The 26,074-nt window shown below is 57.9% G+C and carries 25 protein-coding genes; 15 read left to right on the top strand and 10 right to left on the bottom strand.

Annotated elements, in window-relative coordinates:
- Positions 1 to 161 precede the first annotated feature (161 nt).
- A complete protein-coding gene (locus AC13C0_RS16555; protein WP_117619127.1) occupies positions 162 to 1,286 on the top strand; it encodes an HD-GYP domain-containing protein in 1,125 nt (374 codons plus the stop codon).
- Here the strand turns inward: AC13C0_RS16555 and fghA are convergent.
- Positions 1,281 to 2,123, bottom strand: coding sequence for an S-formylglutathione hydrolase (gene fghA / locus AC13C0_RS16550; protein ID WP_341581115.1), 843 nt, complete (start codon positions 2,121 to 2,123; stop codon positions 1,281 to 1,283). The genes AC13C0_RS16555 and fghA overlap by 6 nt on opposite strands.
- A gap of 30 nt (positions 2,124 to 2,153) precedes the next feature.
- Complete coding sequence (locus AC13C0_RS16545; protein WP_117619125.1) at positions 2,154 to 2,585, bottom strand: CBS domain-containing protein; 432 nt, start codon at positions 2,583 to 2,585, stop codon at positions 2,154 to 2,156.
- A 182-nt stretch (positions 2,586 to 2,767) separates the two neighbouring features.
- Here AC13C0_RS16545 and AC13C0_RS16540 point away from each other — a divergent pair, with 182 nt between their 5' ends.
- Both AC13C0_RS16540 and AC13C0_RS16535 read left to right on the top strand, forming a co-directional pair.
- Positions 2,768 to 4,129 (top strand): alanine/glycine:cation symporter family protein, encoded by a 1,362-nt coding sequence (locus AC13C0_RS16540; protein ID WP_482954679.1) that lies wholly within the window; start codon positions 2,768 to 2,770, stop codon positions 4,127 to 4,129.
- 123 nt (positions 4,130 to 4,252) lie between these two features.
- A complete protein-coding gene (locus AC13C0_RS16535; RefSeq protein WP_482954678.1) occupies positions 4,253 to 4,906 on the top strand; it encodes a peroxiredoxin in 654 nt (217 codons plus the stop codon).
- 92 nt (positions 4,907 to 4,998) lie between these two features.
- Here the strand turns inward: AC13C0_RS16535 and AC13C0_RS16530 are convergent, their stop codons facing one another.
- From AC13C0_RS16530 to AC13C0_RS16520, 3 genes are all read right to left on the bottom strand, one after another.
- Entirely contained in the window at positions 4,999 to 5,781 is a 783-nt protein-coding gene (locus tag AC13C0_RS16530) for a MetQ/NlpA family ABC transporter substrate-binding protein (RefSeq protein ID WP_117619122.1), read from the bottom strand.
- 180 nt (positions 5,782 to 5,961) lie between these two features.
- Positions 5,962 to 6,627: a methionine ABC transporter permease gene (locus AC13C0_RS16525; protein WP_341581109.1), complete on the bottom strand. Its 666-nt coding sequence runs from the start codon at positions 6,625 to 6,627 to the stop codon at positions 5,962 to 5,964.
- Positions 6,627 to 7,634 carry a methionine ABC transporter ATP-binding protein gene (locus AC13C0_RS16520; protein ID WP_482954677.1) on the bottom strand — a complete coding sequence of 336 codons (1,008 nt, stop codon included), beginning with the start codon at positions 7,632 to 7,634 and terminating at the stop codon, positions 6,627 to 6,629. Before AC13C0_RS16520 ends, AC13C0_RS16525 begins: the two co-directional genes overlap by 1 nt.
- A gap of 203 nt (positions 7,635 to 7,837) precedes the next feature.
- Between AC13C0_RS16520 and AC13C0_RS16515 the strand changes: the two genes are divergently transcribed.
- Positions 7,838 to 9,256, top strand: coding sequence for an HDOD domain-containing protein (locus AC13C0_RS16515; protein WP_117619119.1), 1,419 nt, complete (start codon positions 7,838 to 7,840; stop codon positions 9,254 to 9,256).
- Positions 9,257 to 9,293: 37 nt separating this feature from the next.
- Here AC13C0_RS16515 and AC13C0_RS16510 read toward each other — a convergent pair whose 3' ends face one another.
- Positions 9,294 to 9,911, bottom strand: coding sequence for a hypothetical protein (locus AC13C0_RS16510; protein ID WP_117619118.1), 618 nt, complete (start codon positions 9,909 to 9,911; stop codon positions 9,294 to 9,296).
- 129 nt (positions 9,912 to 10,040) lie between these two features.
- Positions 10,041 to 11,528, bottom strand: coding sequence for an amidase (locus AC13C0_RS16505; RefSeq protein ID WP_227539306.1), 1,488 nt, complete (start codon positions 11,526 to 11,528; stop codon positions 10,041 to 10,043).
- A 52-nt stretch (positions 11,529 to 11,580) separates the two neighbouring features.
- Here AC13C0_RS16505 and AC13C0_RS16500 point away from each other — a divergent pair, with 52 nt between their 5' ends.
- Positions 11,581 to 12,708 (top strand): lysozyme family protein, encoded by a 1,128-nt coding sequence (locus AC13C0_RS16500; protein ID WP_117619116.1) that lies wholly within the window; start codon positions 11,581 to 11,583, stop codon positions 12,706 to 12,708.
- Positions 12,699 to 13,478, top strand: coding sequence for a sulfite exporter TauE/SafE family protein (locus tag AC13C0_RS16495; protein WP_117619115.1), 780 nt, complete (start codon positions 12,699 to 12,701; stop codon positions 13,476 to 13,478). The genes AC13C0_RS16500 and AC13C0_RS16495 overlap by 10 nt, the downstream gene beginning before the upstream one ends.
- Here AC13C0_RS16495 and AC13C0_RS16490 read toward each other — a convergent pair.
- Positions 13,461 to 15,809 carry a sensor domain-containing diguanylate cyclase gene (locus AC13C0_RS16490; protein ID WP_117619114.1) on the bottom strand — a complete coding sequence of 783 codons (2,349 nt, stop codon included), beginning with the start codon at positions 15,807 to 15,809 and terminating at the stop codon, positions 13,461 to 13,463. The two genes, AC13C0_RS16495 and AC13C0_RS16490, sit on opposite strands and share 18 nt — an antisense overlap.
- Positions 15,810 to 15,999: 190 nt before the next feature.
- On the opposite strand from AC13C0_RS16490, the gene AC13C0_RS16485 reads away from it, so the two are divergent.
- The 9 genes from AC13C0_RS16485 (at position 16,000) to AC13C0_RS16445 (ending at position 22,982) form a co-directional block, all read left to right on the top strand.
- Positions 16,000 to 16,788: a MotA/TolQ/ExbB proton channel family protein gene (locus tag AC13C0_RS16485; RefSeq protein WP_117619113.1), complete on the top strand. Its 789-nt coding sequence runs from the start codon at positions 16,000 to 16,002 to the stop codon at positions 16,786 to 16,788.
- Entirely contained in the window at positions 16,775 to 17,170 is a 396-nt protein-coding gene (locus AC13C0_RS16480; protein WP_117619112.1) for an ExbD/TolR family protein, read from the top strand. The genes AC13C0_RS16485 and AC13C0_RS16480 overlap by 14 nt, the downstream gene beginning before the upstream one ends.
- Positions 17,167 to 17,577, top strand: a complete 411-nt coding sequence (locus tag AC13C0_RS16475; protein WP_117619111.1) for an ExbD/TolR family protein — start codon at positions 17,167 to 17,169, stop codon at positions 17,575 to 17,577. The genes AC13C0_RS16480 and AC13C0_RS16475 overlap by 4 nt, the downstream gene beginning before the upstream one ends.
- Entirely contained in the window at positions 17,574 to 18,347 is a 774-nt protein-coding gene (locus tag AC13C0_RS16470) for an energy transducer TonB (RefSeq protein ID WP_482954676.1), read from the top strand. The genes AC13C0_RS16475 and AC13C0_RS16470 overlap by 4 nt, the downstream gene beginning before the upstream one ends.
- A gap of 342 nt (positions 18,348 to 18,689) precedes the next feature.
- A complete protein-coding gene (locus tag AC13C0_RS16465; protein WP_117619109.1) occupies positions 18,690 to 19,538 on the top strand; it encodes a formate/nitrite transporter family protein in 849 nt (282 codons plus the stop codon).
- A 77-nt stretch (positions 19,539 to 19,615) separates the two neighbouring features.
- Positions 19,616 to 21,343, top strand: coding sequence for a bifunctional protein-serine/threonine kinase/phosphatase (locus tag AC13C0_RS16460; protein WP_482954675.1), 1,728 nt, complete (start codon positions 19,616 to 19,618; stop codon positions 21,341 to 21,343).
- A 225-nt stretch (positions 21,344 to 21,568) separates the two neighbouring features.
- Positions 21,569 to 22,087 (top strand): Hcp family type VI secretion system effector, encoded by a 519-nt coding sequence (locus tag AC13C0_RS16455; RefSeq protein ID WP_008176957.1) that lies wholly within the window; start codon positions 21,569 to 21,571, stop codon positions 22,085 to 22,087.
- 85 nt (positions 22,088 to 22,172) lie between these two features.
- On the top strand, positions 22,173 to 22,520 hold the full coding sequence (locus tag AC13C0_RS16450) for a hypothetical protein (protein ID WP_117619107.1): 348 nt from the start codon (positions 22,173 to 22,175) through the stop codon (positions 22,518 to 22,520).
- Between the two features lie 15 nt (positions 22,521 to 22,535).
- The gene (locus tag AC13C0_RS16445; protein ID WP_117619106.1) at positions 22,536 to 22,982 is read left to right on the top strand and encodes a hypothetical protein; all 447 of its coding nucleotides are present in this window, start codon (positions 22,536 to 22,538) and stop codon (positions 22,980 to 22,982) included.
- Between the two features lie 407 nt (positions 22,983 to 23,389).
- On the opposite strand, the gene AC13C0_RS16440 is transcribed toward AC13C0_RS16445, so the two are convergent.
- Together AC13C0_RS16440 and AC13C0_RS16435 are read right to left on the bottom strand one after the other, a co-directional pair.
- Positions 23,390 to 24,265 (bottom strand): DUF6708 domain-containing protein, encoded by an 876-nt coding sequence (locus AC13C0_RS16440; protein ID WP_117619105.1) that lies wholly within the window; start codon positions 24,263 to 24,265, stop codon positions 23,390 to 23,392.
- Positions 24,240 to 25,973, bottom strand: coding sequence for a hypothetical protein (locus AC13C0_RS16435; protein WP_482954674.1), 1,734 nt, complete (start codon positions 25,971 to 25,973; stop codon positions 24,240 to 24,242). The genes AC13C0_RS16440 and AC13C0_RS16435 overlap by 26 nt, the downstream gene beginning before the upstream one ends.
- Positions 25,974 to 26,074: the final 101 nt, after the last annotated feature.

The raw sequence follows: 26,074 nt of genomic DNA, 5'->3' as shown, positions 1-26,074 counted from the left end.
GTGGATGAACGCCCAGCTTCCATGGCCCCAAACCCTGCACACTTGTCAAATCAGGTAAAACCCGGGAACAGAGCAAAAACCGATACCTTCCCCGAGTGGAGGGAGACTGTTATTCAGGGTTACACTTGACACATCATGAACCTGTACCCGAGACACCTGTTTTGACCAATCTCGTCCGGATCGCTCCCGGCGCCCTCACCATTGGCCGGCCGTTACCGTGGAACGTCTACGACGCCGACGGCAATGTGCTGTTGCGCCAGGGCTATGTGATTCAGACCAACTCCCAGTTGGAGCAGCTGTTCGAGCGGGGCCGATTCAAGCCCCGTAAGATTGAACGTCCACAGGAGGAAATCTTCGAGGATAACCGGGAACGCAACCCCTTCGCGGACTACCCGGACCTGCTGCATACCCTGGAAGCCACGCTGAACGCCATTACCGGAGCCGACCCTTCGGCACATAAGCGTCTGCTTGGTCTGGCACGAATGATTGAACGCACCTGTACCGAGTCACCTGACGCAAGTCTGGCGCTGATCCATCTATACTCCATCGGTCCGGTCATTCATGAACAGATTCTGTTTCACGCCATCCTTTGCCAGTTCATTGGCCGGCAGTTCGGGCTGGAAGAAAAGCGCATCAGTGTTCTCACAACCGCGGCACTCACCGCAAACCTTGCGCTCGTTCCGATAGCAGACAAACTTAACGCGTCAAACAAGGTACTCAGCAATGAGCAGCGAGGTGTCATCCGCAAGCACGCGGAGCGCAGCATTCAGGCCCTCCGATCGGCGGGCATCAATAACAAACTGATGCTTACCATCATTGCCCAGCACCATGAACAGGCCGACGGCAGTGGCTATCCGAGAGGCCTGAGCGGCACCGACATCCGACCGGAGGCGGAAATTCTGGCCCTGGCCGAGCGCTATATCGCCATGATTACCAAACGCGCCTACCGCGACCGGATGGATGTGGCAAACGCCCGAAAACTCATTGCCAATCTGGCCGATGGGAAATTCCGGCCGGCGATACCAAAAGCTCTGTTGCAGGTTCTTGGCGAATTTCCGCCGGGCATTCTGGTGCGCCTGGAAAACAATGAGGTGGGCGTAGTCACCGGGCGGCCGGTGAGGGCAAGAGGGCCTTTCGTCAAGGCGATCTTCGGCCCCCGGGGCAACCGTTATGCCGGAACCTTTGAACGCGATACCAGCCTTCCGGAATTCAACGTCCGGGCTCTTGAGGAGCCCGAAATCATGCCATCCATAGACTTCGGCCTGGTCTGGGGACTGAATTCATAATCCCAGCGCGTCGGCATGATGGTCCAGATGATCATCAATAAACGAGGCAATAAAAAAGTAACTGTGGTCGTAACCCCGATGCATGCGCAAATTGATGTGGTGGTGAAACTTCTCACAGGCATCAGCCAGGGCGTCCGGGTTAAGCTGACTATCGAGGAACTCGTCCGCGGTGCCCTGATCCACCAGTAACGGCAGGCGCTCCCGGGCCGTCGGGATCAGCAGGGTCGCATCCCACTCTTCCCAGTTGCGGGTATTGTCACCGAGGTACCCGGTGAAGGCTTTCCGCCCCCAGGGGCATTCGGTCGGGTTGGCGATGGGCGCGAAGGCCGACACCGAGGCATAGCGGCCCGGGTTTTTCAGGGCACAGACCAACGCGCCGTGACCTCCCATGGAATGGCCACTGATCGCCCGGTTGTCCGTTACCGGCAACTCGCTCTCGATCAACTGCGGCAATTCCTTAACTACGTAGTCGTACATCCGGTAATGGGGTGCCCAGGGTTGCTGGGTGGCGTTGATGTAGAACCCGGCGCCTGAGCCAAAGTCGTAACTGTCGTCTTCGCCGGGCAGGTTCAGTCCGCGGGGACTGGTATCGGGGCACACGATCGCCATGCCCAGTTTCGCGGCCCGTTTCTGGGCGCCGGCTTTCTGCATAAAGTTCTGGTCGGTGCAGGTCAGCCCGGAGAGCCAGTACAGAACCGGCACTTTTTTCGGGTTCAGGCCCATCGCCGCTGGCGGCAGATACACCGCAAATTCCATGTTGCATTCGAGGGTAGCGGAGGTATGCCGGTAACGGCGATGCTCTCCTTCGAAACTGACGTTCGTGGATAAGAGTTCCATAGTGTCCTCGATCTTTGAGAGGGATGTGGATCAGTCCTCCGCGCTGGCGTATTTGGGCAGCTCAAGCCCGAAACCGGTACGCGCCAGTTCTGCCAGGATGGCACTGCGCGTCACAATGCCGATCAGTTTGCCGTGATCCACGACAGGATACACCTTTGGCTTGCCGGCACCGAGGTTCTGGGCGAGATCCACAACCGCCATCTCCGGCGAAATGGTCAGCGGCTTCCGGAACATGACATCGTCGACGATCGGGTCCCCCTCGCAGTGATAGCTGCTCACCAGCAGGGCATGGATGCAATCGTGCTCGGACACGAACCCAAGCACATGGCGGTGCTCATCAACCACCGGCAAACCGGTCACATGGTTGTGCAGCAGGATTTTCACGACCCTGGTGAGCGGCACACCACACCGGATCGGCTCGATGTGATTCCACATAACGTCTGAAACCTTGAGTGAACGCATGGACACAATCCCTCCTGTTTGTGGGTGCTTGCCTCTGCTATGAGCATAGGCAATCACACCCGAATCCACCACTTTTACCGGTCTATCAGTTTACACGGGAATATAACCGACTAAACTCAATCGGTTATACCCTCTTTGGGTCAAACAGTGAATCCAATACATGGCACGCACAGGGAGAACCCATGGAAGCCATTGAACAATTTGTCGCTGATGTAAACGGACTGGTCTGGGGCCCCCCCATGCTGGTCCTGATTCTGGGTGTCGGGCTGTTCCTCAGCCTGGGCCTCAAATTGATGCCGGTGCTCAAACTTGGCGCCGGTTTCAAACTGATGTGGAGTGGCCGCACCGCGGCGGGCGCTGAATCCGAAGGCGAAATCCCTCCTTTCCAGGCCCTGATGACGGCTCTGTCCGCCACTGTCGGCACCGGTAACATCGCCGGTGTTGCCACGGCCGTGTTCCTCGGTGGCCCGGGTGCCCTGTTCTGGATGTGGCTCACGGCCCTGGTTGGCATGGCCACAAAATATTCCGAGGCGGTGCTCGCGGTCCGTTTCCGGGAGGTAGACGAACGCGGCGCCCACGTCGGCGGCCCTATGTACTACATCCGCAACGGGCTGGGTAGCAAATGGGCCTGGCTCGGCATCCTGTTTGCCATTTTTGCCGCCATTGCCGGATTCGGTATCGGTAATACTGTCCAGGCCAACTCGGTGGCCGATGTGATGCAGACGAGTTTTGGTCTGCCGCACTGGGTAACCGGCCTGATCCTGATGGTTCTCGTCGGCATGGTGCTGATCGGCGGTATCCGCCGGATCGGCCACGTCGCCAGCACCCTGGTGCCATTGATGGCGGTTTCCTACCTGATCGCGGGGCTGGTGGTTCTGGCCATCAATGCCGCCGACATTCCCGCGGCGTTTGCCCTGGTGCTCGGGCATGCGTTCAGCCCCATTGCCGCGGAAGGCGGTTTTGCCGGTGCCGCCGTCTGGGCGGCGATCCGGTTCGGTGTTGCCCGGGGCATTTTCTCCAACGAAGCGGGGCTGGGTTCCGCGCCCATTGCCCACGCTGCCGCGCAAACCAGGAATCCCATCAATCAGGGCATGGTGGCCATGCTCGGCACCTTCATCGACACCATCATTATCTGCACCATTACCGGCCTGGTGATCATCACCTCCGGCACCTGGACTTCCGGGGAGTCCGGCGCGGCCCTCACGTCCATGGCTTTCGAGGGCGCGCTGCCCGGCGTCGGCAACTACGTTGTGGCCATTACCCTTGCGGTCTTCGCCTTCACCACCATTCTCGGCTGGTCGTTCTATGGTGAGCGCAGTGTCGAGTTCCTGTTCGGCGTAAGGGCCATCGTGCCCTACCGGGTGGCCTGGATTCTCGCCATACCGGTGGGCGCCACCGTAAACCTGGGTTTTGTGTGGCTGCTGGCAGACACGCTGAATGCCATGATGGCACTGCCAAACCTGATCGCCCTGTTGTTGCTCAGCCCTGTGGTATTCAAGCTGACCCGGGAGCACTTTGAAAAAGAGAAGGCAATGGGGCTCTGAGCCCCTTGTAATTGCCTCACCCGGCACCAAGGTCTATCTTATACATTCGGAATGTAACCCCGGTCACTGTTGAGCCGGAATGACAAACGAAATCGTCACAACCATGATCACAGGAGAGTAAACATGACTTTACGTCTCGGAGACACCGCGCCGGATTTTGAGCAGGAGTCCAGTGAAGGGAAAATTTCGTTTTATGACTGGCTGGGCGACAGCTGGGGCGTTCTGTTCTCGCACCCGGCTGACTTTACGCCCGTGTGCACCACTGAGCTGGGCCTGACCGCCAAGCTCAAGAACGAGTTTGCCAAACGCAATGTCAAAGCCATCGCCCTGAGCGTGGATCCGGTGGACTCCCACAAGGAGTGGATCAAGGACATCAACGAAACCCAGGGCTGCGCAGTAAACTTCCCGATCATCGCAGACCAGGATCGCAAAGTGTCCGAGCTGTACGACATGATTCATCCCAACGCCGACAGCAGCCTGACTGTACGCTCCCTGTTCGTGATTGATCCGAACAAGAATGTTCGGCTGATGATCACCTACCCCGCCAGCACCGGCCGTAACTTTAACGAAGTGCTGCGGGTTATCGACTCGCTGCAGCTGACCGATGAACACAAGGTTGCCACCCCGGGTAACTGGGAGCATGGCGGCGATGTGGTCATCGTGCCGTCCCTGCAGGATGAGGAAGAGATCAAAGAGCGCTTCCCGAAAGGCTACAAGGCCGTGAAGTCCTACCTGCGGATGACACCGGATCCGAAATCCAACTGGAGCGGTGATTGATTGGATAACTGAAATTGGGGTCATGAAATTGGGGTCAGATGAAAGCTTTCATCTGACCCCGGGCTTCCGGGCTTCTCCGACCTTCTCGGTTATCAGAATGCCGGAACCACGGCACCTTCATACTTCTCCATGATGAATTCGCGAACGGCATCAGAGTTCAGCGCGGCCGCAAGCTTCCGCATCGCGTCACTGTCCCTGTTGTCCGGACGGGCAACCAGGATGTTCACGTAGGGTGATTCGGAACCCTCAATCACCAGCGCATCGTCAGATGGGTTCAGGCCCGCTTCCAGTGCGTAGTTGGTGTTGATCAGTGCGAGGTCAACCTGGTTCAGGATGCGCGGCAGAGTGGCGGCCTCAAGCTCTTTGAACTCGAGACCTTTCGGGTTCTCGGCAATATCACGAGGTGTCGCTGTGATCTTGCTGGCATCCTCAAGCCTGATCAGACCGGCCTTCTGCAGAAGCAGCAGTGCACGGCCACCGTTGGTGGGGTCGTTCGGAATAGCGACCACAGCGCCCTCTTTGAGGTCATCCAGCGAATCAATCTTGCTGGAGTAGGCGCCGAACGGCTCAACGTGAACGCCGGTCACGGTCACCAGACTGGTACCACGGCCGTCATTGAACTCATCCAGATACGGCTGGTGCTGGAAGAAGTTCGCATCCATCCGCTTCTGGTCCACCTGGATGTTCGGCTGGATGTAGTCGGTGAATACCTTAACGTCCAGTTCCACACCCTGTTCAGCCAGCTGCGGCTTCACAAATTCCAGGATCTCCGCGTGGGGTACGGGAGTTGCGGCTACAGACAGCTCCCCGGCAGCAACTGCGCCAGAGAAAGTAGCGGCCGCAGCCAGTGCTGCGAATGTTTTCTTCAGATTCATACGTCTGTTCTCCTTTGAGAAATTACGAACAATGAAATCAGTCCGGGAGTACGGCCCACGGCCGGAAACCCCTTCCGAAAAACGCCCGTAAATACATCCATGTAGGGCTCGGTCGCGCCATCCCTGGCGCTCCACGTTTTCGGAAGGGGTTTCCGACCGCGTGCCTATATCTGGCTGTACCTATTTGCGGCTGAAATACAAAACCAGACGGTCGCCGGCCATCTGCAGGACCTGGACGAAAATGACCAATAGGGCCACAGTAATGACCATAACATCGGTCTGGAACCGTTGATAACCGAAGCGGATGGCCAGATCGCCGAGACCGCCGCCACCGATGACACCGGACATGGCGGCGTAAGATACCAACGTGATGGCTGTCACCGTAATGCCAGCGATAATGCCAGGAAGCGCCTCTGGCAGCAGGGCACCGAAGATGATCTGGCGCACGTTGGCGCCCATGGCCTGGGTGGCTTCGATGATGCCCCGGTCCACCTCCCGAAGGGACGTTTCCACCAGCCGGGCAAAGAACGGCGCACCACCGGCCACCAGCGGCGGAATCGCACCGGCAACGCCGAGAGACGTTCCGATCAGCATTACGGTGAAGGGAATCATCACGATCAACAGGATGATAAAAGGCACTGAGCGCAGCACGTTCACCACGAACGACAGCACCGCGTAGGCAACGGGCTGCTCCAGCAACTGGCGCTTGCCAAACAGGAACAACAGCACACCGGTGGGCAGGCCAATCAGCACGCTGAACAACAGCGACAGGCCGACCATGACCAGGGTATCCCAGCTGGCCCAGCCGATCTCACTCCAGTCTACATTGCTCAACAGGGCTTCCATCAGCGCAGCACCTCCACATGAACGTCGGCGGAATCCAGCGCCTGCATGGCAACGCGCAGGTCACCGCCCACCAGGGACAGTGTAAGCTGGCCATAAGGGGTGTCCTTGATGTGGTCAATACGCCCGGACAGAATGCTGAAATCCACGCCGGATTCCCGGGCCACGCTGCCCAGTAATGGCTTGTAGGTTGATTCACCCTTGAACGTCAGCCGCAGGATCCGGCCATCGGCCTTGCTCAGGTCCTGCCGCAGTTCGTCCCGGTCAACACTTTCACTCTCGAACACAAAATCCCGGGTGGTCGGGTGCCTGGGATGCAGGAATACCTCGCTGACCGGTCCCATTTCCACCACCTGGCCGGCGTCCATTACCGCTACCCGGTCGCAGACACGGCGGACCACGTCCATTTCGTGGGTGATCAGTACAATGGTCAGGCCCAGTTCCCGGTTGATGTCCGCCAGCAGCTTCAGGACCGACTGGGTGGTTTGCGGGTCCAGGGCGCTGGTAGCTTCGTCGCAGAGCAGGATCGTGGGCCGGCAAGCCAGAGCCCGGGCAATGCCTACCCGCTGTTTCTGGCCACCGGAGAGCTGTGACGGGTATTTGCTGGCATGGTCAGTGAGGCTGACGCGGGCCAGCAATTCCCGGACCCGCTCCCGGATTTCCGTTTTCGGGTAGATGCCCGCCAGCTTCATGGGGAAGGCAATGTTGTCGGCCACGGTTTTCGAAGACAGCAGGTTAAAATGCTGGAAAATCATTCCGACTTTACGGCGGAAGGCCCGCAGTTCGGCGGCGTCATAATCGGTAATATTCTCATCGTCGATCAGAATGCGGCCGCCGGTGGGTGGTTCCAGCAGGTTGATCAGACGCACCAGCGTCGATTTGCCCGCGCCGGAGTGGCCAACGATGCCGAATACCTCGCCGGTTTCTATGGTCATATCGGTGGGGTGTAGCGCGGGGATCGCCCGGCCGCCTACCTGATACGACTTCTGTACCTGGTCAAATACAATCACGGTCAGCGCCTTGTGGGTGCAGCGTTAAAACCGGCGATTATAGCCGATACGGCGGGCAAACCCGAATTCCGGCAGAATTCGCCGGGTGGGTAGATATCCCTACACAAACGGTTACCTGACACCGGACACCCGCCTGAACTAGACTGTGGGCCACAGAATAACCTTCCATTTCCCAGAGGCGCGCTGCCCAGAGACTCACTAACGTGACCAACGAAAAACAATCAACGCCCCCAAGGATGAACTCCACCCAGGCATGGGTCACCTATCTCAGCAAAGTCGAGCTACCGGTACTGGCAAATACGCTCCGGCGCATCAGCGAACTGACGGACAGCCGGAACAGCACCGTCAACGAACTGGCCAACGTTATCCTCAATGATGCCCAGTTGACCTCCCAGGTGTTGCGGCTGTCCAATACCGTATTCTACAACCAGACCCGCACCCAGGTGAGCACCGTCAGCCGGGCCATTACCCTGATCGGTTTCGACGCCGTGAAATCCATGGCGATTTCCTCACTGATCGTGGACACGCTACTGCAACGCAATGACCGCCCCCACTTGCTGCGCTGCCTGGCCCGGGCAATCCATGCGGCCGTGCAGGCCCGGAGCCTGATGCCCAAAAGGAACGAAACCGCGCTGGAGGAAGTGTTCATCGGGGCGCTGCTGATGAACATTGGCGAGCTGGCATTCTGGTCCTGCGAAACTCAGCAGGCCACCGAACTGGAGGAACGACTTCGACTGGATGAGCCCCCGGCGGAGGCGCAAAAGTCCGTACTGCATACAACGTTTACCGAAATTACCCGCGGTCTGGTAGAGGCCTGGTCGTTGGGGCCGTTCATCCGGGACGTCGTTTCCCCGGGCCAGGCCAATTCCGTGGCGTCCAGCCTGGTGCGCAACTCCGTAGAGATGGCCAGGCTGTCGGAACAGGGCTGGAGCGGCCCGGAGATGAACAAGGTTCTGGAGCGGCTTGGCAGGAATATCGGCGAAAGCCCGGCCGTGGTCCGGGATCAGCTCAAGGTAAACGCCTCGGAAGCAACTCGCGTCGCGGTCTCCCTGGGCATTCCCCAGGTCACGGCCATGATGCCGGGCGCGGAGCGAGACTCAGGTGATGCCGCACGGGCACCGGACATGGACGCCGAACTGCAGTTGGAAATCCTGCGTGAGTTAAGCCAATGCCTCACGGAAAAGCCGGACATCAACGAGGTGTGCCAGCTTGTGATCGAAGGCATCCACAGGTCAATCGGCATGCAGCGGGTGGCCCTTTTGATGAGCGACCGGACCGGTAACGAACTGGTGCCGCGGAAACTGGGCGGGCGCGGAACTGAGGAATGGCGCGAGAACCTGGTCATTCAGAAAGATGGAACGGGGCCTTTGGGCTCGCTTCTGCCTCCTGCCCACTGCACCATTTATGAACCCGAACCGGCATCGGAAGGCGTGCCTTACGACCGGTGGCTTGGCAAGGTGCCCGCCCTGACCGGCCCGATCACGGCAAACGGTCGGCTGGTAGGCTTGTTCTACGCGGACAACGCAGCCTGCGCCTATGTGCCCTCGAAGGAGCAGCTGTCAGCGTTCGGGCATTTTATCCGGAACGCCCAGCTTTGCCTTACATTGCTCTCCAGCCGCTGATATCCGGGGCTTTTGCCCCGGGTAAAGGGTGTGCCTGTCAATGCAGAGCCCGCAACTGCCTTGGGTAGAGTGCAGCACTCACTTCGGGCTCCTCCAGAAGATCCGCCAGTTCGCGGTCCACATCGGTCTCCGCACCGTCTTCAGGCAGCGGCTCAAACAGCGTACTCAGCCACGAGGCAACCGAAGGCGCTTCATCACGCTTGTAGTCGGTGGACAGCGCCTTGATCCGGCGAAAGCCGATAATGCGCTGGTGTTTGGGATCCCGGATCTGTTCAAAACCCCGCCAGTAGACATGATCCCGGGTGTGCAGCTGCACAAACAGGGTATCGATGGGCCCGTCTGAGTCGTCAAAGTCATCGGACTCGTCCGGCACATCCTCGGAGGCCGCTTCGGCTTCCAGGTCCGGTTTCTTATGGCGGATGGTAGTCCAGGCCGGATAGAGCACGGCCACGGCATCCGCTTCAACATGCTCGCGGGCGGCGCGGAGGATTAACCCCCAGCGGGCCTTGTCGGCATCGGTTTCAAGGGAATTGATGGGCAAGTCATAGCTTTGTTCGCTGGACAGGACAATGGCCATCATCGGGGCGTCAAGCTCCCCCATGGCCTCGGCCTGTGCTACTGATACCAGTTCGTCGATTGCCATCGGTTGGTTCATAATACGCTCGCCTCCTCGATGCCATCAGGATCTGTCAGGAAGAAGGGCCTTCCTGTCTGACAGCATAGCCTGTTCCGCCTGCAAAGATAAACGTGGAGTTTCACCAGCCGGATCACAACCCCTGCTGTCTCAAAACGCGTCCTCAAGCTTTTCGTAGTTGCTGAACCAGGGGTTCGCCTCTTCCAGCTGGGCCGCCAGCTGAAGCAAAACCGCTTCGGCCCCGTGGCGCGCACCGAACTGGACACCAACCGGCAAACCTCCGGAAGTCCAGTGCATGGGGACAGACATGGCCGGTGTTCCGGTGAGGTTCGCCAACTGAGTGAATGGCGTACGGGCCAGACTTTCCAGGGCCATCTGGTCTACCTGGCCGGATCGGTGCACCAGTTTGCCTGCATTGAGCTTGAGCATCAGCCGGGCCGCCAGTTTCAGATGGGGCGGTGTCTCCAGCTCCCCGATCACCGCCGGCAGTTGCCCGGTGGTGGGACTGAGATAGAGATCATAGCTGCCAAAAAAGGCCCCCAGGGCCCGGGCAAATTCATTCCACTGCTGGCGACGGCGGACATACTCCGACAGCGGCATGGTTTGGCCCAGCATGCCGATCAGGCGGGTATCCAGCTCAAAATCACGGTCACTGGCGCCGAATTGCTCTTTCGCCTTCGCCATCAGCGCCGACACTTCGCCGAAGTACAGGGCCAGATAACAGCGCGCCAGGGCCATGCCGTCGAATTCCGGCGCAGCGTACTCGACCTTGTGGCCCAGGTTCTCCAGGACCCGCGCCGTTTCTTCAACCGCCGCAACGCACTCGGGGGCCACCTCGGTGTTGTAGGGAGAGGAGGTGAACACGCCGATTCGCAGGCTGCCCGGCGACTTCTGCATCAGATCAGCATAGGCCGAGGCCGGCGACGGAATCGCAAAAGGATCACCCGGAGCAGGGCCACTGAGTACATCCAGCATGGCCGCGCTGTCTCTCACCGTCCGGCTGACCACATGATCGGTGGACGCGCCGGTCCAGGCTTCCCCCATGAAGGGGCCCACGGAAATGCGGCCACGGGACGGCTTCAGGCCGAACAGGCCGTTGTAGGCAGCCGGTATCCGGATGGAACCGCCGCCATCGTTGGCGCCGGCCATGGGCACGATACCGGCCGCGACGGCGGCACCTGAGCCGCCACTTGAACCGCCAGGCGTCAGTTCCGTGTTCCAGGGATTGCGGGTCGGGCCCCACAGCTCGGACTCTGTCACCGCTTTTAAACCAAACTCGGGGGTTGCGGTTCGTCCCAGAAAGACCAGCCCGCCATTGCGGGCCCTGCGGACAAATTCCGAGTCCTGGGGCGCGACATTCCTTTTCAATCCCCGGCTGCCATAGGTACACGGGTGCCCCGCCTGCTCCTGGGCCAGGTCCTTGAGCAACAGGGGCACGCCGGCAAAAACGGCCTGCCCGGGAAAGTTCTGGCCAAGCGCCTCGGAGAACTGAGGGTAACAAATGGCGTTGAGCGTACCGTTCACCTGGGTTGCCCGTTCCACAGCCGCCTCGCATACTTCCCTGGAGCTTACCTCGCCCCGGCGGACCAGATCAGCCAGTGCAGTTGCGTCGTAACGAAGGTATTCGGATTGCTTCATGGCAGGTTCCATTTGTTATTGTATTTTGGGGAAGGTCACGGACAAAACACTTATGATCAGATTTCTCAAGAGCTTACGCCAACTGGCCTGGTTTTTCATCCTGACCGCAACAACAGCCGCCCTGGCTCAGGAGGGTGAGGAGATCTCGGCCGGCGACAGTGACTGGACCCGAATTGTCCGGACATCGCCCTATTGGGTCAGCCAGGGGGTATTCGAAAACATTCTGACCATCCGGCGCTGGGTGCTGAAGGAATCCGGCTACTGTTCAAGCCCCGACCGCCACATCATATTCGACATGCGTGGCCAGTTTCTGGCCTGGATCAGTGACGGGGATGACCGCGAAGCGACCCAGCGCCGTCTCAACGAAGCCCGGCAATCCCTGTACGACAAGGGCCGTGTGGAAACCTGGGTGCCGGGCGATGCCGGACAAACCGGCTATCCCTTTGCCCTGTCGTGTAACCAGCCACACGTGAACATCAATGAGGCGGTTGCCCGCTACCTCGGAACGCTGCCCGGCGACCGTATCTGGGGCGCCTGGGATGATCTTTCCTTCGCCACCAGTGGGGCGCCGGGCGCGCTTCATGATGCCCTGCTTTATGTTTCACAATACCGGAACAGCCAGAACCGCCTCTCTCTGCCCAAAACCCTGCCCCGGTATCTGGCCGGCCAGATTCTGATCGAAAGCGGGGCACAGGCCCGGGCCCATTCCCGGGCTGATGCCCGAGGCATACTGCAATTGTCGCCCGCCGCCCTGGGTGACTGCGAAATCGCGCCGAGAAACACCTGGCACCGGCTGGCCCAGATTGACTGCGCCCTGCGCCTGATGAACCAGAACGCTCGCAACCTTGAGCCGGTATTCCAGCAACGTTTCGGCGATCTGCCCGACAGCAAACGGAACCGCTTGTTCAGCCTCTTGCTGATTCAGGCTTATCACGGCGGCGTTGGGCGGGTTCAGGCTCTGCTCGAAGACCCTGTTCTGTCACAGCCGTCAGAGTACTTTGCCGACAACCATGAACGTTTTACCGCAGGCGACATTGCCTTCGGCCTGATCTTCCACAACCTGGGCCGCGATAGACTGGGGCTGGCTTCACTTTACTATGTTGCCGATGTGCAGCTGGCTACCGAAGCGCTGTGCCGCACGCCGCGCCTGAAACCAACGGAATTCTGTGAATGGAAGTAGCGTTTATTCCCGACTACCTGATTCCCGAAAGCCTGAGCCTTCCCGTGGCGCTTTTCCTGCTTGCCAGCTCCACCATCACTTCCATGATTACCGCCAGCCTGGGCGCCGGGGGAGGCGTACTGTTGCTGGTACTGATGGCTACCTGGATGCCGCCAGCGGCGATTATTCCCGTGCACGGCATGATTCAGCTGGGTTCCAATTTTGGCCGGGCCACACTGACCTGGCGCCATGTGGACTGGCGGGTCATCGCCGCCTTCGCCCCCGGAGTTCTCGTTGGCGCGGCTCTGGGCGCCTGGTTGCTGGTAAATCTTCCGGCCCATATCTGGCAGCTCACAATCGCCCTGTTTGTGCTTTACCTTTGCTGGGGCCCGGCTTTGCCCAAGGGCGCTTTCGGAGCACCAGGGGTTTTCCTGGCCTCGGCGCTGACCAGCTTCGTGAGCTTATTCGTGGGCGCCACCGGGCCACTGGTTGCCGCCTTCATCAAGCAGATTCACGCCGACCGATTCAAAACCGTTGCCACCTTTGCCACTGCCATGACGTTACAGCATGCACCCAAGGCACTGGTGTTTGGAATTGCAGGGTTTGTGTTCCTGGAATGGCTGCCGTTCATTCTCGCCATGATCGCCTGCGGGTTTGCCGGCACCTGGCTCGGATTGCGTGTGCTGAAATCCCTGAGCAACCGCTGGTTCAGCCTGATCTTCAACCTCGTGTTAACCGCCCTGGCGGTTCGCCTGCTCTGGCAGGCCAGCGCCTCAGCCGGCTGGTGGTGACGGCACCACAACAACCGCGTTACGGCCGCGGGACTTGGCAAGATAGCAACCCTCATCGGCCCGGCCCATGGACTCCCTGGGGCTGCTGTCATCCGGCGCCAGCTCGGTCAGACCGATACAAGTAGTGACACCAAACGACCGACCGTCGTGTTCTATGCGAAGGTCTTCAACATTCGCCCGTATCTTCTCGGCAAGCGCCTCGGCTCTGGCAAGCCCACAGGCCGGCAGAATAATGCCGAATTCATCTCCACCCAGCCTCGCTACCGTATCAGACTGGCGGACGGATTCCTTGAACAGGTCCGCGAGCCGGCGTAACAGCTCATCCCCGAGCAGGTGCCCACCCTCATCGTTTACCGGTTTGAAGTGATCCAGGTCTATCAGCATCAGCACTGAGCGCACCTCCTGGCGGCCGGCCTCGCCCATGCACCTGACCAGGGCGGCATTGAATGCCCGGCGATTAAGCAGCTGGGTGAGACTGTCGTGGGTCGCCTCCCAGGAGAGCCGCTCCTCTTGCCGGCGGCGATCACTGTCGTCACGCAACACGAAGACCAGACGTTCATCCTCGAGGCCCCGGCGGATGTGGAGCAGGGTCAGGTCGATATCGAAGGTTTCACTGGCCGTGTTCAACAGCGTTACATACAGGCTGCCCAGATCCTCGCCAGTGAGAAACTCCTGCCGTGTCAATTCGCGGTCGTGGTCCTTGATTGTTACCAACTGGAAAAAATTGCGAAGCAGGCATTCGCCTTCCGCACCCAGAAAACGGCAGGCTGCGTCGTTGGCGTAACGAATGGCACCCTCGGTATCGACCATCAGAACCCCTTCCTGAAGCACACCGAGGAGTGTCTCGGCCCGCTGTTGCTCATCCCGAAGAGCCTCTTCCACCTCCAGTTCATGAGAAATGTCCCTGACAACGGTAACCGTACCCAGTGCTTTCTCCGGCGTTTGAATAGGTGCGGTCATCACGTCTCCCCAGATCAGCCGGTCAGGCTCGCGGGGCGCGAGACGAAACCGCCCCCGGAACACACTCTGGTTACGGATCGCATGTTTCCAGCCGGCAATGGCAGCGTCACGGTCTGCCTCGTGCACGCGACCTGCAAGCCAGGTTTGAGTAAGGTCCTCCGAGGGACGGCCGATAATGGCTTCAAAGGCAGGATTGGCAAATTCGATGCGACCCAGAACGTCGGTCTGCACAATGCCGATAGGCGCACTCTGAGTAAGTGAACGAAAGAACGCTTCGCGCTCAGCGAGCGAGACCAGCACTTCATCCCGCTCATCCATGACGGTATTGAAAATCTCCGCCACTTGTCGGATCTCGGTACCCCCAGATACATCGACCGGGTCAGACCGCATCCCGAGATGACGCTCACGAATCTGATTGCCCAGCATCTCCAGCGGCGCCATCAGCCGGCGGAACCGCCACAGGGCGATGGGTGCTATCAATACAATCACCAACAACAGCACCCAGATAAAGGCATCTGCGGTGCGGGTTATCGGCGCGTAGGCTTCACGGGATGGCCAGACTGCAGACACGAACCAGGGTACCTGGGTCAGTTGCCGTACCGACATAATCGTGGCCTCCCCCTCACCATTGCGGGTTTGCAGCGTACCCTCAAAACCTTCCATCGCATCCCGCAAAACCGGATTGGCGACCCGCACCGGTGCCATTGGCCGGCCAGAACGACCGTGAGCAACCGTCACCCCGCTTCGGGTAGCAACGCCAAGGTAGCCGGTTTCACCGATCCGGAGGTTAATGAACTCTTTCATAAAGTTATCGCCATCCAGCAGGATGGCACCGCCAATCATTCCGACAAAACGCTGGCGATGATCAAAGACCGGCGTCGCCACCATAACGGCGGGTTTATCCTGATAGTTTGATATATATGGCTCACTGATCACCGGTGTCAGGGTGGAGGCGACCCGCCGGAAATACTCTCGGTCACTGACATTCAGCCCGGTTTGCTGGAAGGATTCCGGGTACTCCGCCAGTACCTGGCCTGACTCATTGATCAGGTAAATGCCATCAAACAGATGCTGCAGTGCCGTCTGGCGCCGAACCAGCAAGCGGGCGCGGGCATCCAGAGCGTGTATGGACATGGTAAGGCTCCGGGCGACATGGCTCAGGGTTTCAAGCCTCAGCACCAGCTTGTCATTCAGTTCCCCCGCCACCAGTTCGGCAATGGTCTCAACCTGGCTACGGGCCTGTTGCTCCAGCTCTGCCCGGCTGAGAAGGGCGCCAGCAACGGTGACCAACAGTGCCGAGAGAACAATTACCACAACCACCAGGGCAACCGCCCGGTTAACCAGACTGCCCAACCAACGCTTGATCAACACAACAGCCACATTTTCGGGTAAGCCCGACCAACAGTGATGATCTTTACCTCCGATTCCAATCGCATACCTTTGCTTCTTATTTCTGACCGAATTCTAACAGAGGCATCACCGGTATCAGGTTACACTCTTGCATATTAAATAATAATCTTTATTATTTAGATCCAACTTCATTGCGCCTGAGGGTCATGCCATGACAGACATTTCCGCGCCTTTTAGCAACGGCCTGCTGGCTCAACTGACCGAGATGGGCGGGCCGGTGATGGTCGTGCTCCTGGTGATCGCCGTGCTTGGCGTCGTTACCTTTATCTACCTGATGTTGCTGGGGACACTATACGCACCCCGCTTGCCGGGTAGTCTTAAAAAAACCGTAATCAGCTGGCAACAAAACCCCGGCTCTGTGTCGCCCGCCGCCATTCGTGAACAGGCTGGTCGCTGGGGCAGGCTGAATCCGTTGCTGCACCTGGTTACCAACACCTTTGAAGCACTGAACAGCCAGCAGGATGAGCGGCAGATTCGTGAAACCGCGGCACGGGACGCGCAGCAGTCACTGGAGCCGTTCGAAGCGCCCCTTAAAATCATTGAAGTGATTGCGGCCCTGGCACCCTTGCTGGGACTTCTGGGAACCGTGCTGGGCATGATGGAAGCCTTCAGCGCCATGGCAGCCACCGAAGGACGCGCCAACGCCACCCAGTTGAGTGGCGGTATTTATGAGGCCCTGACCACCACTGCAGCCGGCCTGGTTGTTGCCATACCCTTTGCAGCACTGGCAGCCTGGGTGGAATTCCGTTTACGCCGCATTCACAAAACCATCAACAGCACCCTGGTTTCGATCCTGAACGTAACCGTTGACCCCGATGCCAAAGCGCAGGCTGATGCCCGGCAGGCCGTGGCAACCCGGGAGTGTGCGTCAACCCAGCCCGGGGCCGATCTCTCATACGACAGCGCCAGCGATCGACGATTCGCCCATGCAACTGGTTGAACCCCGGCCGAATCGCCCGATACCAATCCGCATCACGCCGTTGATTGATGTGGTGTTCATTCTACTGGTGTTTTTTATGCTCACCAGCCGCCTGCAGCCGGTGGATCACCTGGAACTGGCCAACAACCCGTCCGCCCGGAGTCCGGCGACTGGTGAACCGCTTCCGGAGCTGACCGTTATCGCAAACGGTCAGATTCAGTGGCAGGACATGACAATGCCACTGGAGCATCTCCTCCCTGAACTTGCACAGGCCGGGATAACCGAGGTCAACCTCGCCACGACGAACGACGCCAGCCTTGGCGCCTTCACCCTGGCACTCAGCCAACTGACCGACAGTGGCATCGACACTCACTGGAAACGGGAAAACGACAAAGCACCATGACCGACCTGGTTCCACCCCCGTTTTCTTCTGGCAAATCCCTGATGGAGCGAGTGGAAGATGCCCTTCTGCCGCTGATCAACCTGGTGTTCCTGCTGCTGATGTTTTTCATTGTGGCAGGCCAGCTTGCCGACGACCCGCTGCCCGAGCTCCCCGCCACAACGCAGACCCGGGAGCAGCGGCCACCCGATGCCGATCTGACAGTGGATGCCGGGGGCAATTGGCGGATTGCCGGAGAGACACTTGATGAAGAGTCCCTTCTATCAACTCTGCCTGCCCCGAATGAGCTGCACCCCCTGAGAATCGCTGCAGCACAAACGATCACCATGGCGGATCTGGAAACCCTGTTCCGGGTGCTTGAGAAGGGTGGCCACACGGATATTCTGTTGCTGACGGAGCCGGGTGAATGACTCTGCAACCCCAACCCTCACGCTTCGTTTTGCTGATGCTTGCAGCGGCAATTACAGCCGGCGCTCTGGTCTTGACCGCACCCGGGAAAACCGTGGAGCTCAATTCCCTGGGCGAGGCCGCCATCAACACGGCACCGGCCATCCGCATCAAGCTTGCCGCGGAACCTGGGCCTGAACCGGAAGTTACGCGCGAGCCCAGCCCGCAACCCGAAGCGAAGCCAGAGCCAGAGCCAGAGCCAGAGCCAGAGCCAGAGCCAGAGCCAGAGCCAGAGCCAGAGCCAGAGCCAGAGCCAGAGCCAGAGCCAGAGCCAGAGCCAGAAATGGTGGCGGAGGTACCGGAGCCGGAATCAACCCCCATAGAGCCTGAGCGTACCCAGACTGGGGCAGCGGCAGAATCTTCCACTTCCCAACCGGCGGAAAGTGAGGTGGAGGAAGCCGAGTCCCGCGCCACCATTCCACTGCAAAACGCAGGCGAGCGCTCCGAGGTCGATCACTATCTGAGCCGCCTCAGGCGCCACCTGGCCCGTTTTTACGACTACCCCCGGCGGGCCAGGCGACTAGGGCAGGAAGGCACACCGGTGATCGTCTTCGAATTCCGGCGAGATGGTTCTCTGGTAGCACACAGCCTGCAAACCGGCTCCGGCCACTCGTTGCTGGACGACTCTGCCCTGGCCATGCTGGAACAGGCCGCGCCTCTGCCCGCCGTGCCCAGGGAGATCTCAGGGAATCGCTTCCGCTACGCGCTGCCGGTGCGCTTCAGTTTGCGCTGACAGCTTGCCCCGCTGATTGCGCCAGCCTGCAGCATAAGGGGCCGGCCACGCACCGAACAGGTGCGCAGGCTCGGGTAAGCGCAGTTACCATGACGACCACCACAAACCCGCCACCGACCTTTACCTCATTGAAATCAGTGCTGTTTGGCAAACCATAATCACTCTGGCACGGTCTCTGCAATCTCTCCTGCTAACGGAACCAATGTGGGTTCTGTTCACGGCAACAGCTTCATTCAGACGACGGCGTCTACTTGCACCTGCGAAATGCAGGCGGCGGGTAACGCCGTTTTTTGTGGCCAGTCCATCGGGTTGGTTATCAGGTTAAGGTCAGAGGAACACACTATGTCTTACATCGCGCCTTCAGAGTTCGTCACCAAAATGGTCGACGCGGGCGAATCGAAAATCTATATGTCCACCCGGGACACCCTGATCCGGGCCTTCATGGCCGGGGCCATCCTGGCTCTGGCGGCAGCTTTTGCCATCACCGTTGCGGTCCAGACCGGCGTTTTTCTGATCGGGGCGATCCTGTTCCCCATCGGGTTCTGCATGCTGTACCTGATGGGGTTTGATCTGCTCACCGGCGTGTTCATGCTGACACCGCTGGCGCTGCTCGACAAACGGCCCGGCGTGACCGTGCAAGGCATCCTGCGGAACTGGGGCTGGGTCTTTCTCGGCAACCTCGGTGGTGCGCTGACCGTTGCCTTCATGATGGCGTTTATCTTCACCTATGGTTTCAACACAGATCCTGGCGCGGTTGGCACCAAGATTGCCAGTATTGGTGAAGCCCGTACCCTGGGTTACGCTGAGTACGGCGCTGCCGGTTGGGCCACCATCTTCATCCGCGGCATGCTGTGCAACTGGATGGTTTCCATGGGGGTGGTTGGCGCCATGATCTCCACCAACGTCAGCGGCAAGATCCTGGCCATGTGGATGCCGATCATGCTGTTCTTCTTCATGGGTTTTGAGCATTCCATCGTCAACATGTTCCTGTTCCCGTCTGCGCTCATCATGGGAGGCGAGTTCTCGGTGATGGACTACCTGTGGTGGAACGAAATCCCGACCGTTCTTGGCAACCTGGTCGGGGGGATCGCGTTCACCGGTCTGACCCTTTACACCACCCACGTCCGCACAGCACCGAAACGTCAGGCTCCGGCCGCCCGTAACGCCGCCGCCCTGGCGCGGTCCACCTAAGCCCGGCACTCCCGCAACTCCGGTAGCCGCACCCGCCGGAGTTGCCTTTTCTTTTACAGTGGAAACCCTGCCTGACGATGACAGCTTTCCTTGCCATCTCTGCCGGCCAGCACTCAGAAGCCGGTAAAAAACCGGTCAACCAGGATTTTCACGGACTGCTGGTGCCGGACAATCATCAGTTGGTGACCAAAGGCATTGCCGTTGCCATCGCCGACGGCGTCAGCTCCAGCAATGTCAGCCAGATCGCCAGCGAATCCGCGGTCGCCGGTTTTCTCAGTGATTATTTTTCAACGCCAGACAGCTGGTCCGTCAAGCAGTCTGCCCAACGTGTTTTGCGGGCAACGAATGCCTGGCTGTATGCCCAGACCAGGCAAAGCCAGTACCGCTATGCCCGGGACCGTGGCTATGTCTGCACCCTGAGCGTGATGGTGTTCAAATCCGCCACGGCACACCTGTTTCATATCGGTGATTCCCGCATCTACCGGGTTCACCCGGCTCAGCTTGAGCTCCTGACCACCGACCATCGGCTCTGGCTTTCACGGGAGGACAGCTGCCTGACCCGGGCCATGGGCATCGGGGACCAGCTGGATATCGATTACCAGAGCCTGCCGATCCAGCCGGGCGACACCTTCCTGCTGGCAACGGACGGCATCCATGAGCACATTGATGAGCGCGGCATGGCGGCCATCATCCGTGAATCCGGAGACGATCTCGACGAAGCCGCCCGCCGCCTGTCGGCCGCCGCCCTTGAGCGGGGAAGCGATGACAACCTGACCGCACAGATTATCCGGGTTGACTCGGTGCCCTCGGAGCGCGGGAACGACGAGTTGTTCCGGCAGTTCGCGGGACTGCCCTTCGCACCCGAGCTTCGCCCCGGGCAACGCCTTGATGGCTATCGGATTCTGAGGCAGATACATGCCAGCAGCCGCAGCCATGTTTACCTCGCTGCGGATGAAGCCACCGAAGCCCGCGTGGTACTGAAGCTGCCATCCATGGAGCAGCGGCATGACCCGGTGTACCTGGAGCAGTTTTTCACCGAGCAGTGGATTGCCCGGCGACTCAACAATGCCCATGTTGTGCGCCCGTTTGCGCCGGACCGGCAACCCGGGTTTCTGTACCTGGCCACGGAATTCGTGGACGGCTGCACACTCCGGCAATGGATGCTGGACAACCCGGCTCCGGACCTGGAAACCGTGCGCAATCTGGTAGAGCAGATCGCCCGGGGCCTGCGAGCCTTCCACCGGCTGGAAATGGTGCACCAGGACCTGAAACCGGACAATGTTCTGGTGGACGCCCACGGCACCATTACCCTGATTGATTTCGGCGCCACCCGGGTCGCCGGCCTGGAGGAGTCCGAAACCCCGGAAGAGCAGACCGGGCCACGGGGTGCCGCCCTGTTCAGTGCTCCCGAGACCTTCCTCGGAGAACCCGGTGGCCCCGAATCCGACCTGTTCTCCCTCGGGGTGATCACCTACCAGCTGCTTACCGGCCGCTTGCCTTACGGAGCCGAAGTTCCGAAACTGCATAGCCGCAACCAGCTGCGCCGACTCAATTACCAATCGGTCCGGCTGTTCCGGGAGGATGTACCCGGCTGGTTCGATGAGGCCATCGGAAAGGCGGTTCATCCACAGGCCCACAAACGCTACCCGGCACTCTCGGAGTACCTGTACGACCTCCGCCACCCTGCAATGGACTGGCACAGGCGGCAGCGTCCGCCGCTGATCGAGCGGCATCCCATCGCCTTCTGGCAAGGTGTATCCGCCTTGCTATTGTTGGCCTTGCTGACCTCCCTGGCCTTTGACTAACGCAGGGGCCACTCGAGCAATTTCTTGCCTCGCCAGCAATCCGTTGCCTGGCAAGCGGGCGCGGGATTGCCCGCCAGTGTGGAAAGCAATCCCGGAAATCCGGCAACCATCTGTTTTAACTCGTTTTAACTGGCTTTAACTGAATTGGCACAGGCTTTGTAATATCAGTAACCGTCCAGGGAACACCCCGGGGACGTTACTCACTCACCCGTCATGGAGCAGACTATGCCAACTCCTTGTTATATCAGCATCGAAGGCCAGACTCAGGGCAACATCACTGCCGGCGCATTCACGTCCGATTCCGTAGGCAACATCTACGTCGAAGGCCACGAAGACGAAGTGCTGGTCCAGGAATTCAGCCACGTTGTCACCGTACCGACCGACCCCCAGTCCGGTCAGCCCTCCGGCCAGCGTGTGCACAAGCCATTCAAGTTCACCTCGGCACTGAACAAGGCCACCCCGCTGATGTACAACGCCCTGGCTTCCGGCGAAATGCTGCCGAAGGTCGAACTGAAGTGGTACCGCACCTCCGTTGAGGGCAAGCAGGAGCACTTCTTCTCCACCATTCTCGAAGATGCCACCATCATCGACATCAACTGCAACATGCCGCACTGCCAGGATGCCGGCAACGCCGACTTCACCCAACTGGTCACCGTTTCCCTGTCCTACCGCAAGGTCACCTGGGAGCACGCCGTTGCCGGCACTTCCGGTGCCGACGACTGGCGCTCGCCGATCGAGGCGTAAGTCAGACCGCCACTAGCGGAATGGATGCTCCGGAGGCCGAGAGGTGTTCGGAGTATCCGCTTTGGAACTCCAAGGAACGAAGAGCATGAGCGACCCAATTATTCAGAATGATGTTGATATCATTCAAGCAATCATCAGGTCGTTTTATGGGCAAGGCAATGCCCGTCTGTTTACCTCATCCACAATCACGGATGGAACTATTATTAAAGTGGTGGAATTATTGGCAGAAACGGAAGACTGCAGCACTTGGATTGACGCAGTTCCCAGCCCGCAGGATTTGCTTATGCCCGGCAATAAATTAAGAAAGTGGGCTCTGCGAATCATCAGAAAGTCTGGAGAGCCCTTTCTACTGGGAAACGTGCGCATTAACCTAATGTGTAAGCGCTTCCGCGCTGCGCAATTCAAACCTGGTATCATCGACTCTTTAAATTGAACAGGGATCCGTTTAATGAAAGCGTTCATCGCTTGCGGGATTTTTTGGGTCAGCCTGATCTCAGGTTGTGCCTCTCTTAATCAAGAATCCATCGAATTTCACACTTCCAATAACATCAAATTTGAACTCAGTAGTGGACGATTTGATAGTGTCAATGTCCAACCGTTTGAGACTCAGCTCTGGCTCGACACGGAATTGGTGGGCTCTATACTGACGATGGAAACCAACCCAGACTTCTCAACGGCAGTAGAAGAAGTCAGACAGGGTTTTCGGGAAGCGCAGAAATCCTCCGGTAACGTGACGGAACTGGACTTAGGCAAGGGAATCTTTGGCTTCTCTGTGGCCGTAAACCGCTACACCACTGCATTTATAGCAACGTCGCAACACCCTTCATCATGGATTATTATCAGCACTACTGATAGCGTTTCCGACGAAGTGTTATCCACTTTGAAGGTCCACTAAAGGTACGAATTATCTACGCCGTCTATGTCTCGTCTGCACGGGTGGCGGTAAACATGGACGCATCAACAACCGGGGTCAAGTCTTGCCTTTTGCCTCTCGAGGAATTCTACTGACACGGGAATAATGCCGCCCAAAGAAATCACCAATCTCTTTCATGCGGTATGCCCCGCTTGCACAGGATAGAATGATTGCCTCGTTCCGGAAGGAGGCGATGTCAGCATAGCGTTTCAAGGTGCCTTTAAGTCCTGTTGATAACCCACCGTCGCTCGATAACTGCTCCATAGCCAATCAACAGCGGGTCGAACCATGGCAGCGCGAACCGGATTTAGAACAATGTACCGACAAAGCTCCAGAAAATAGCTGTCTTTTTTGACGAGGATGGCTTTGTAGTGCCCTGCCCCGGTACGCTAGTAGTAGTTGGCTTTCCCGAAAATGGCTTCTATTTCCTTCGGCCACTTGTATTTGAAAGGAGAGAATTTCCACCAAATAACGGTTGGCATAAGAAAAATAAAAACCAGATGACCAAAAACTTTGGCTCTTAAAGACTTCCCTTGCATCTCATCCAAATATGAATCGTAGTTAGCCAAAGCAAGATTATCAGAATCTTCAGGAAGTCTGCCTCGATTAAAGAATCTCAATACAAAGTTCCACCTCCGATAAAGATCTTCCTCTTTATAACAAGAAAAAAACTTCTTACGCTCCAGTTGCTTTTTAGGGCGTCTACCACATAAATAATTCTTATCCCGAAGATAGATATGGGCGTAATATTGCTTATCCCACATCACGCCTGAACCAAAATATTGCCAATTGTATGAAAAGGCCACCTCTAGCTCTTGCCAGGGGATCTGGTAACAGGTACCCCGACGGACAACGTAGACACACTTGCCCTCGCGATCTATTCTGACTGGCAGCGTTAGCGGAAAGAAGATCTCGAATAAATAGCACGCAGCCCATACGGGCACAAGGAAAGCCGCTGTTGCCATTAGCGCTTCCGAATAGAAGTTATCCATTAACCACATTAGTAACAGGATGGCCACCATAAATAGATTTACGACAACCAGCATACCTCTTCGGAAAAGGGAAAATGCCGTCCGTAAATCTATAAATCGTTCGCAGATGTAAGCAACGGCCAATTCCATCTCTTCCGACGAATCAGATACACCAACCACTGGCTTCGCCGGTGGACTCGCAAGCCGTGCTCCCCGCGTATGGAATACCCTGGTTTCAAGCAGGTCTTCCAGATCCGTTTCTGGAAAATCACAAATCAAAGGTGAGTCTTTCATCGACACTCAACTCCTCTACGTCATTTCCATTTAAAATGAGGCGGAGTCCGTTTTCGCCCGTGATTTTCCGGCCATCCTTTACGTACTCAATCAGCATTTCAAGCTGCTCCCAATTGTCGTGGTTGTAGTGGGTAAACCGGTAAATCGCCCCATGGGAAGTAGCCTCTACCTTCTTCCTATTATCAAACAGACGGGTAATCTCGTTCGAATCGTCGTCAGAGAACCAGTTTCTATTCGCCTCGAACAGCTTGATGGAAACCGCGCAAGTCCCCTCGATAAAACCCGGGAAATACACTACGAGACTCGTGAATTCCGACAGAACTCGTTGTTCGCCCTGTTGGGTAACGTCCCAATGCTTGGGCATGTACTCGGTTATCTGCACTATGGGGGAGAACAGCATGTAGTAGAACGCATCCAGTTCCGCTTCGAAATAGCGCCTGACTTCAACGCCCTCATCCGGCGAAATTACGGTTCGGCTTTCCTCCAGCAGCTCTCCGCTCAATGGCCTGGACTGTTCATTCCAGTATCGCAGCGTGGGCGCGTTACCCCAGAAACACAGAGATAGAAAATCTTCAATCTGGGATCGGGCAATATAGGCCTGTACCATGCCAATCGCGATGGAAATTATGATCAACGCAACCCCTACGGCCACCCCCACACCTAATGAGAAAACCCCAATCGCAGCCAAGCCGGGTAAAACAAGAAGACTGACACTGAGCCCGAATTGAACGTTTCCTAGGGCTGTGGAGGCGTGGTGTCCAGTTTCCAGGGATCTGTTAATCGTCCTCAACTCCAACCACATCGTTAATATCGGCCCAGCTATTGCAACAGTCTTAACCATTCCTTTTGCAATTATCTTCGTTACAAGCCCCACCACCCTAAGTTCTTTAGATGCGCTAAGGGCCACTGAAGCCTTTGACCCTGTTGCCAATGACATCCTCGATTTCAGAGCATGCACGTGTTCTGACTTTGCCAATAAAGCGCTGCCGTTAATGACACCCTCGGCCACATTGGCCAGACTATCCATAAAAGGCAGCCAACGGTCGAGTACCGAGCGATCCCCCAGCATCACGTCTTCCCGGGTCTCTTTCAAACCCGAGAACAGGTTGGCCATATTGATCGCCTGAAAGAAGGTCACCGCCCCAATAAACTTTCCCCGGTTCTCCTTGATACTCTCAACAAACGGACCAAGGCGTGTGTGAAGCCACCCGAATGGGTTGTCTCTTAGATTCGGATCAAGGTGGAACACGTTCATCAACCCTTCGCGCAGATAACCCCTGATCCTAGCATCGGCCATGCCGGCTGCCAGTGGTGTCATTGAGAATTCAGAAAGGTTGTGACCCAACGCCGCGTCCAGCGATCTGCGATTAACTTCCAGAAGTAATTCTGTTGCGTCATTCAGATTGATTTCACGCTCGTGGAGCTCGATGCCGTAACGTTTCGAGACATGCCTGATCCACTTCTTCCACTGTGGACGGGTTTGTTCGTTTTTCGCCCACTCCCCCATGACGGCAGCGGGGGCGGCAAACTCCAGCATTAGAGTGTCGGTAGAGAGATTTACCGGCACATACGACGGCATGTCATAAATCCGATCCACCACCTTCAGGCTGCCATAATCGAATTCGGGGAGATCTTGCAGTTTTCGAGTAATCTTGTTTGCAGCCGATGTTAGCCCGAACATTTCATAAACACCCCAAGCAGCAGCCACGAAATTTTCTCGGTTAGCCCATTACGCCCAGATATGAGAATTATTAGTAGTATGCGCGCCAATGTCGCTCTGATGTCATCCAGTCACCGGCCTTAAGTGTT

It is taken from the genome of Marinobacter sp. B-21 (genome assembly GCF_056857895.1).
This window is presented reverse-complemented; position numbering and strand designations above follow the sequence as displayed.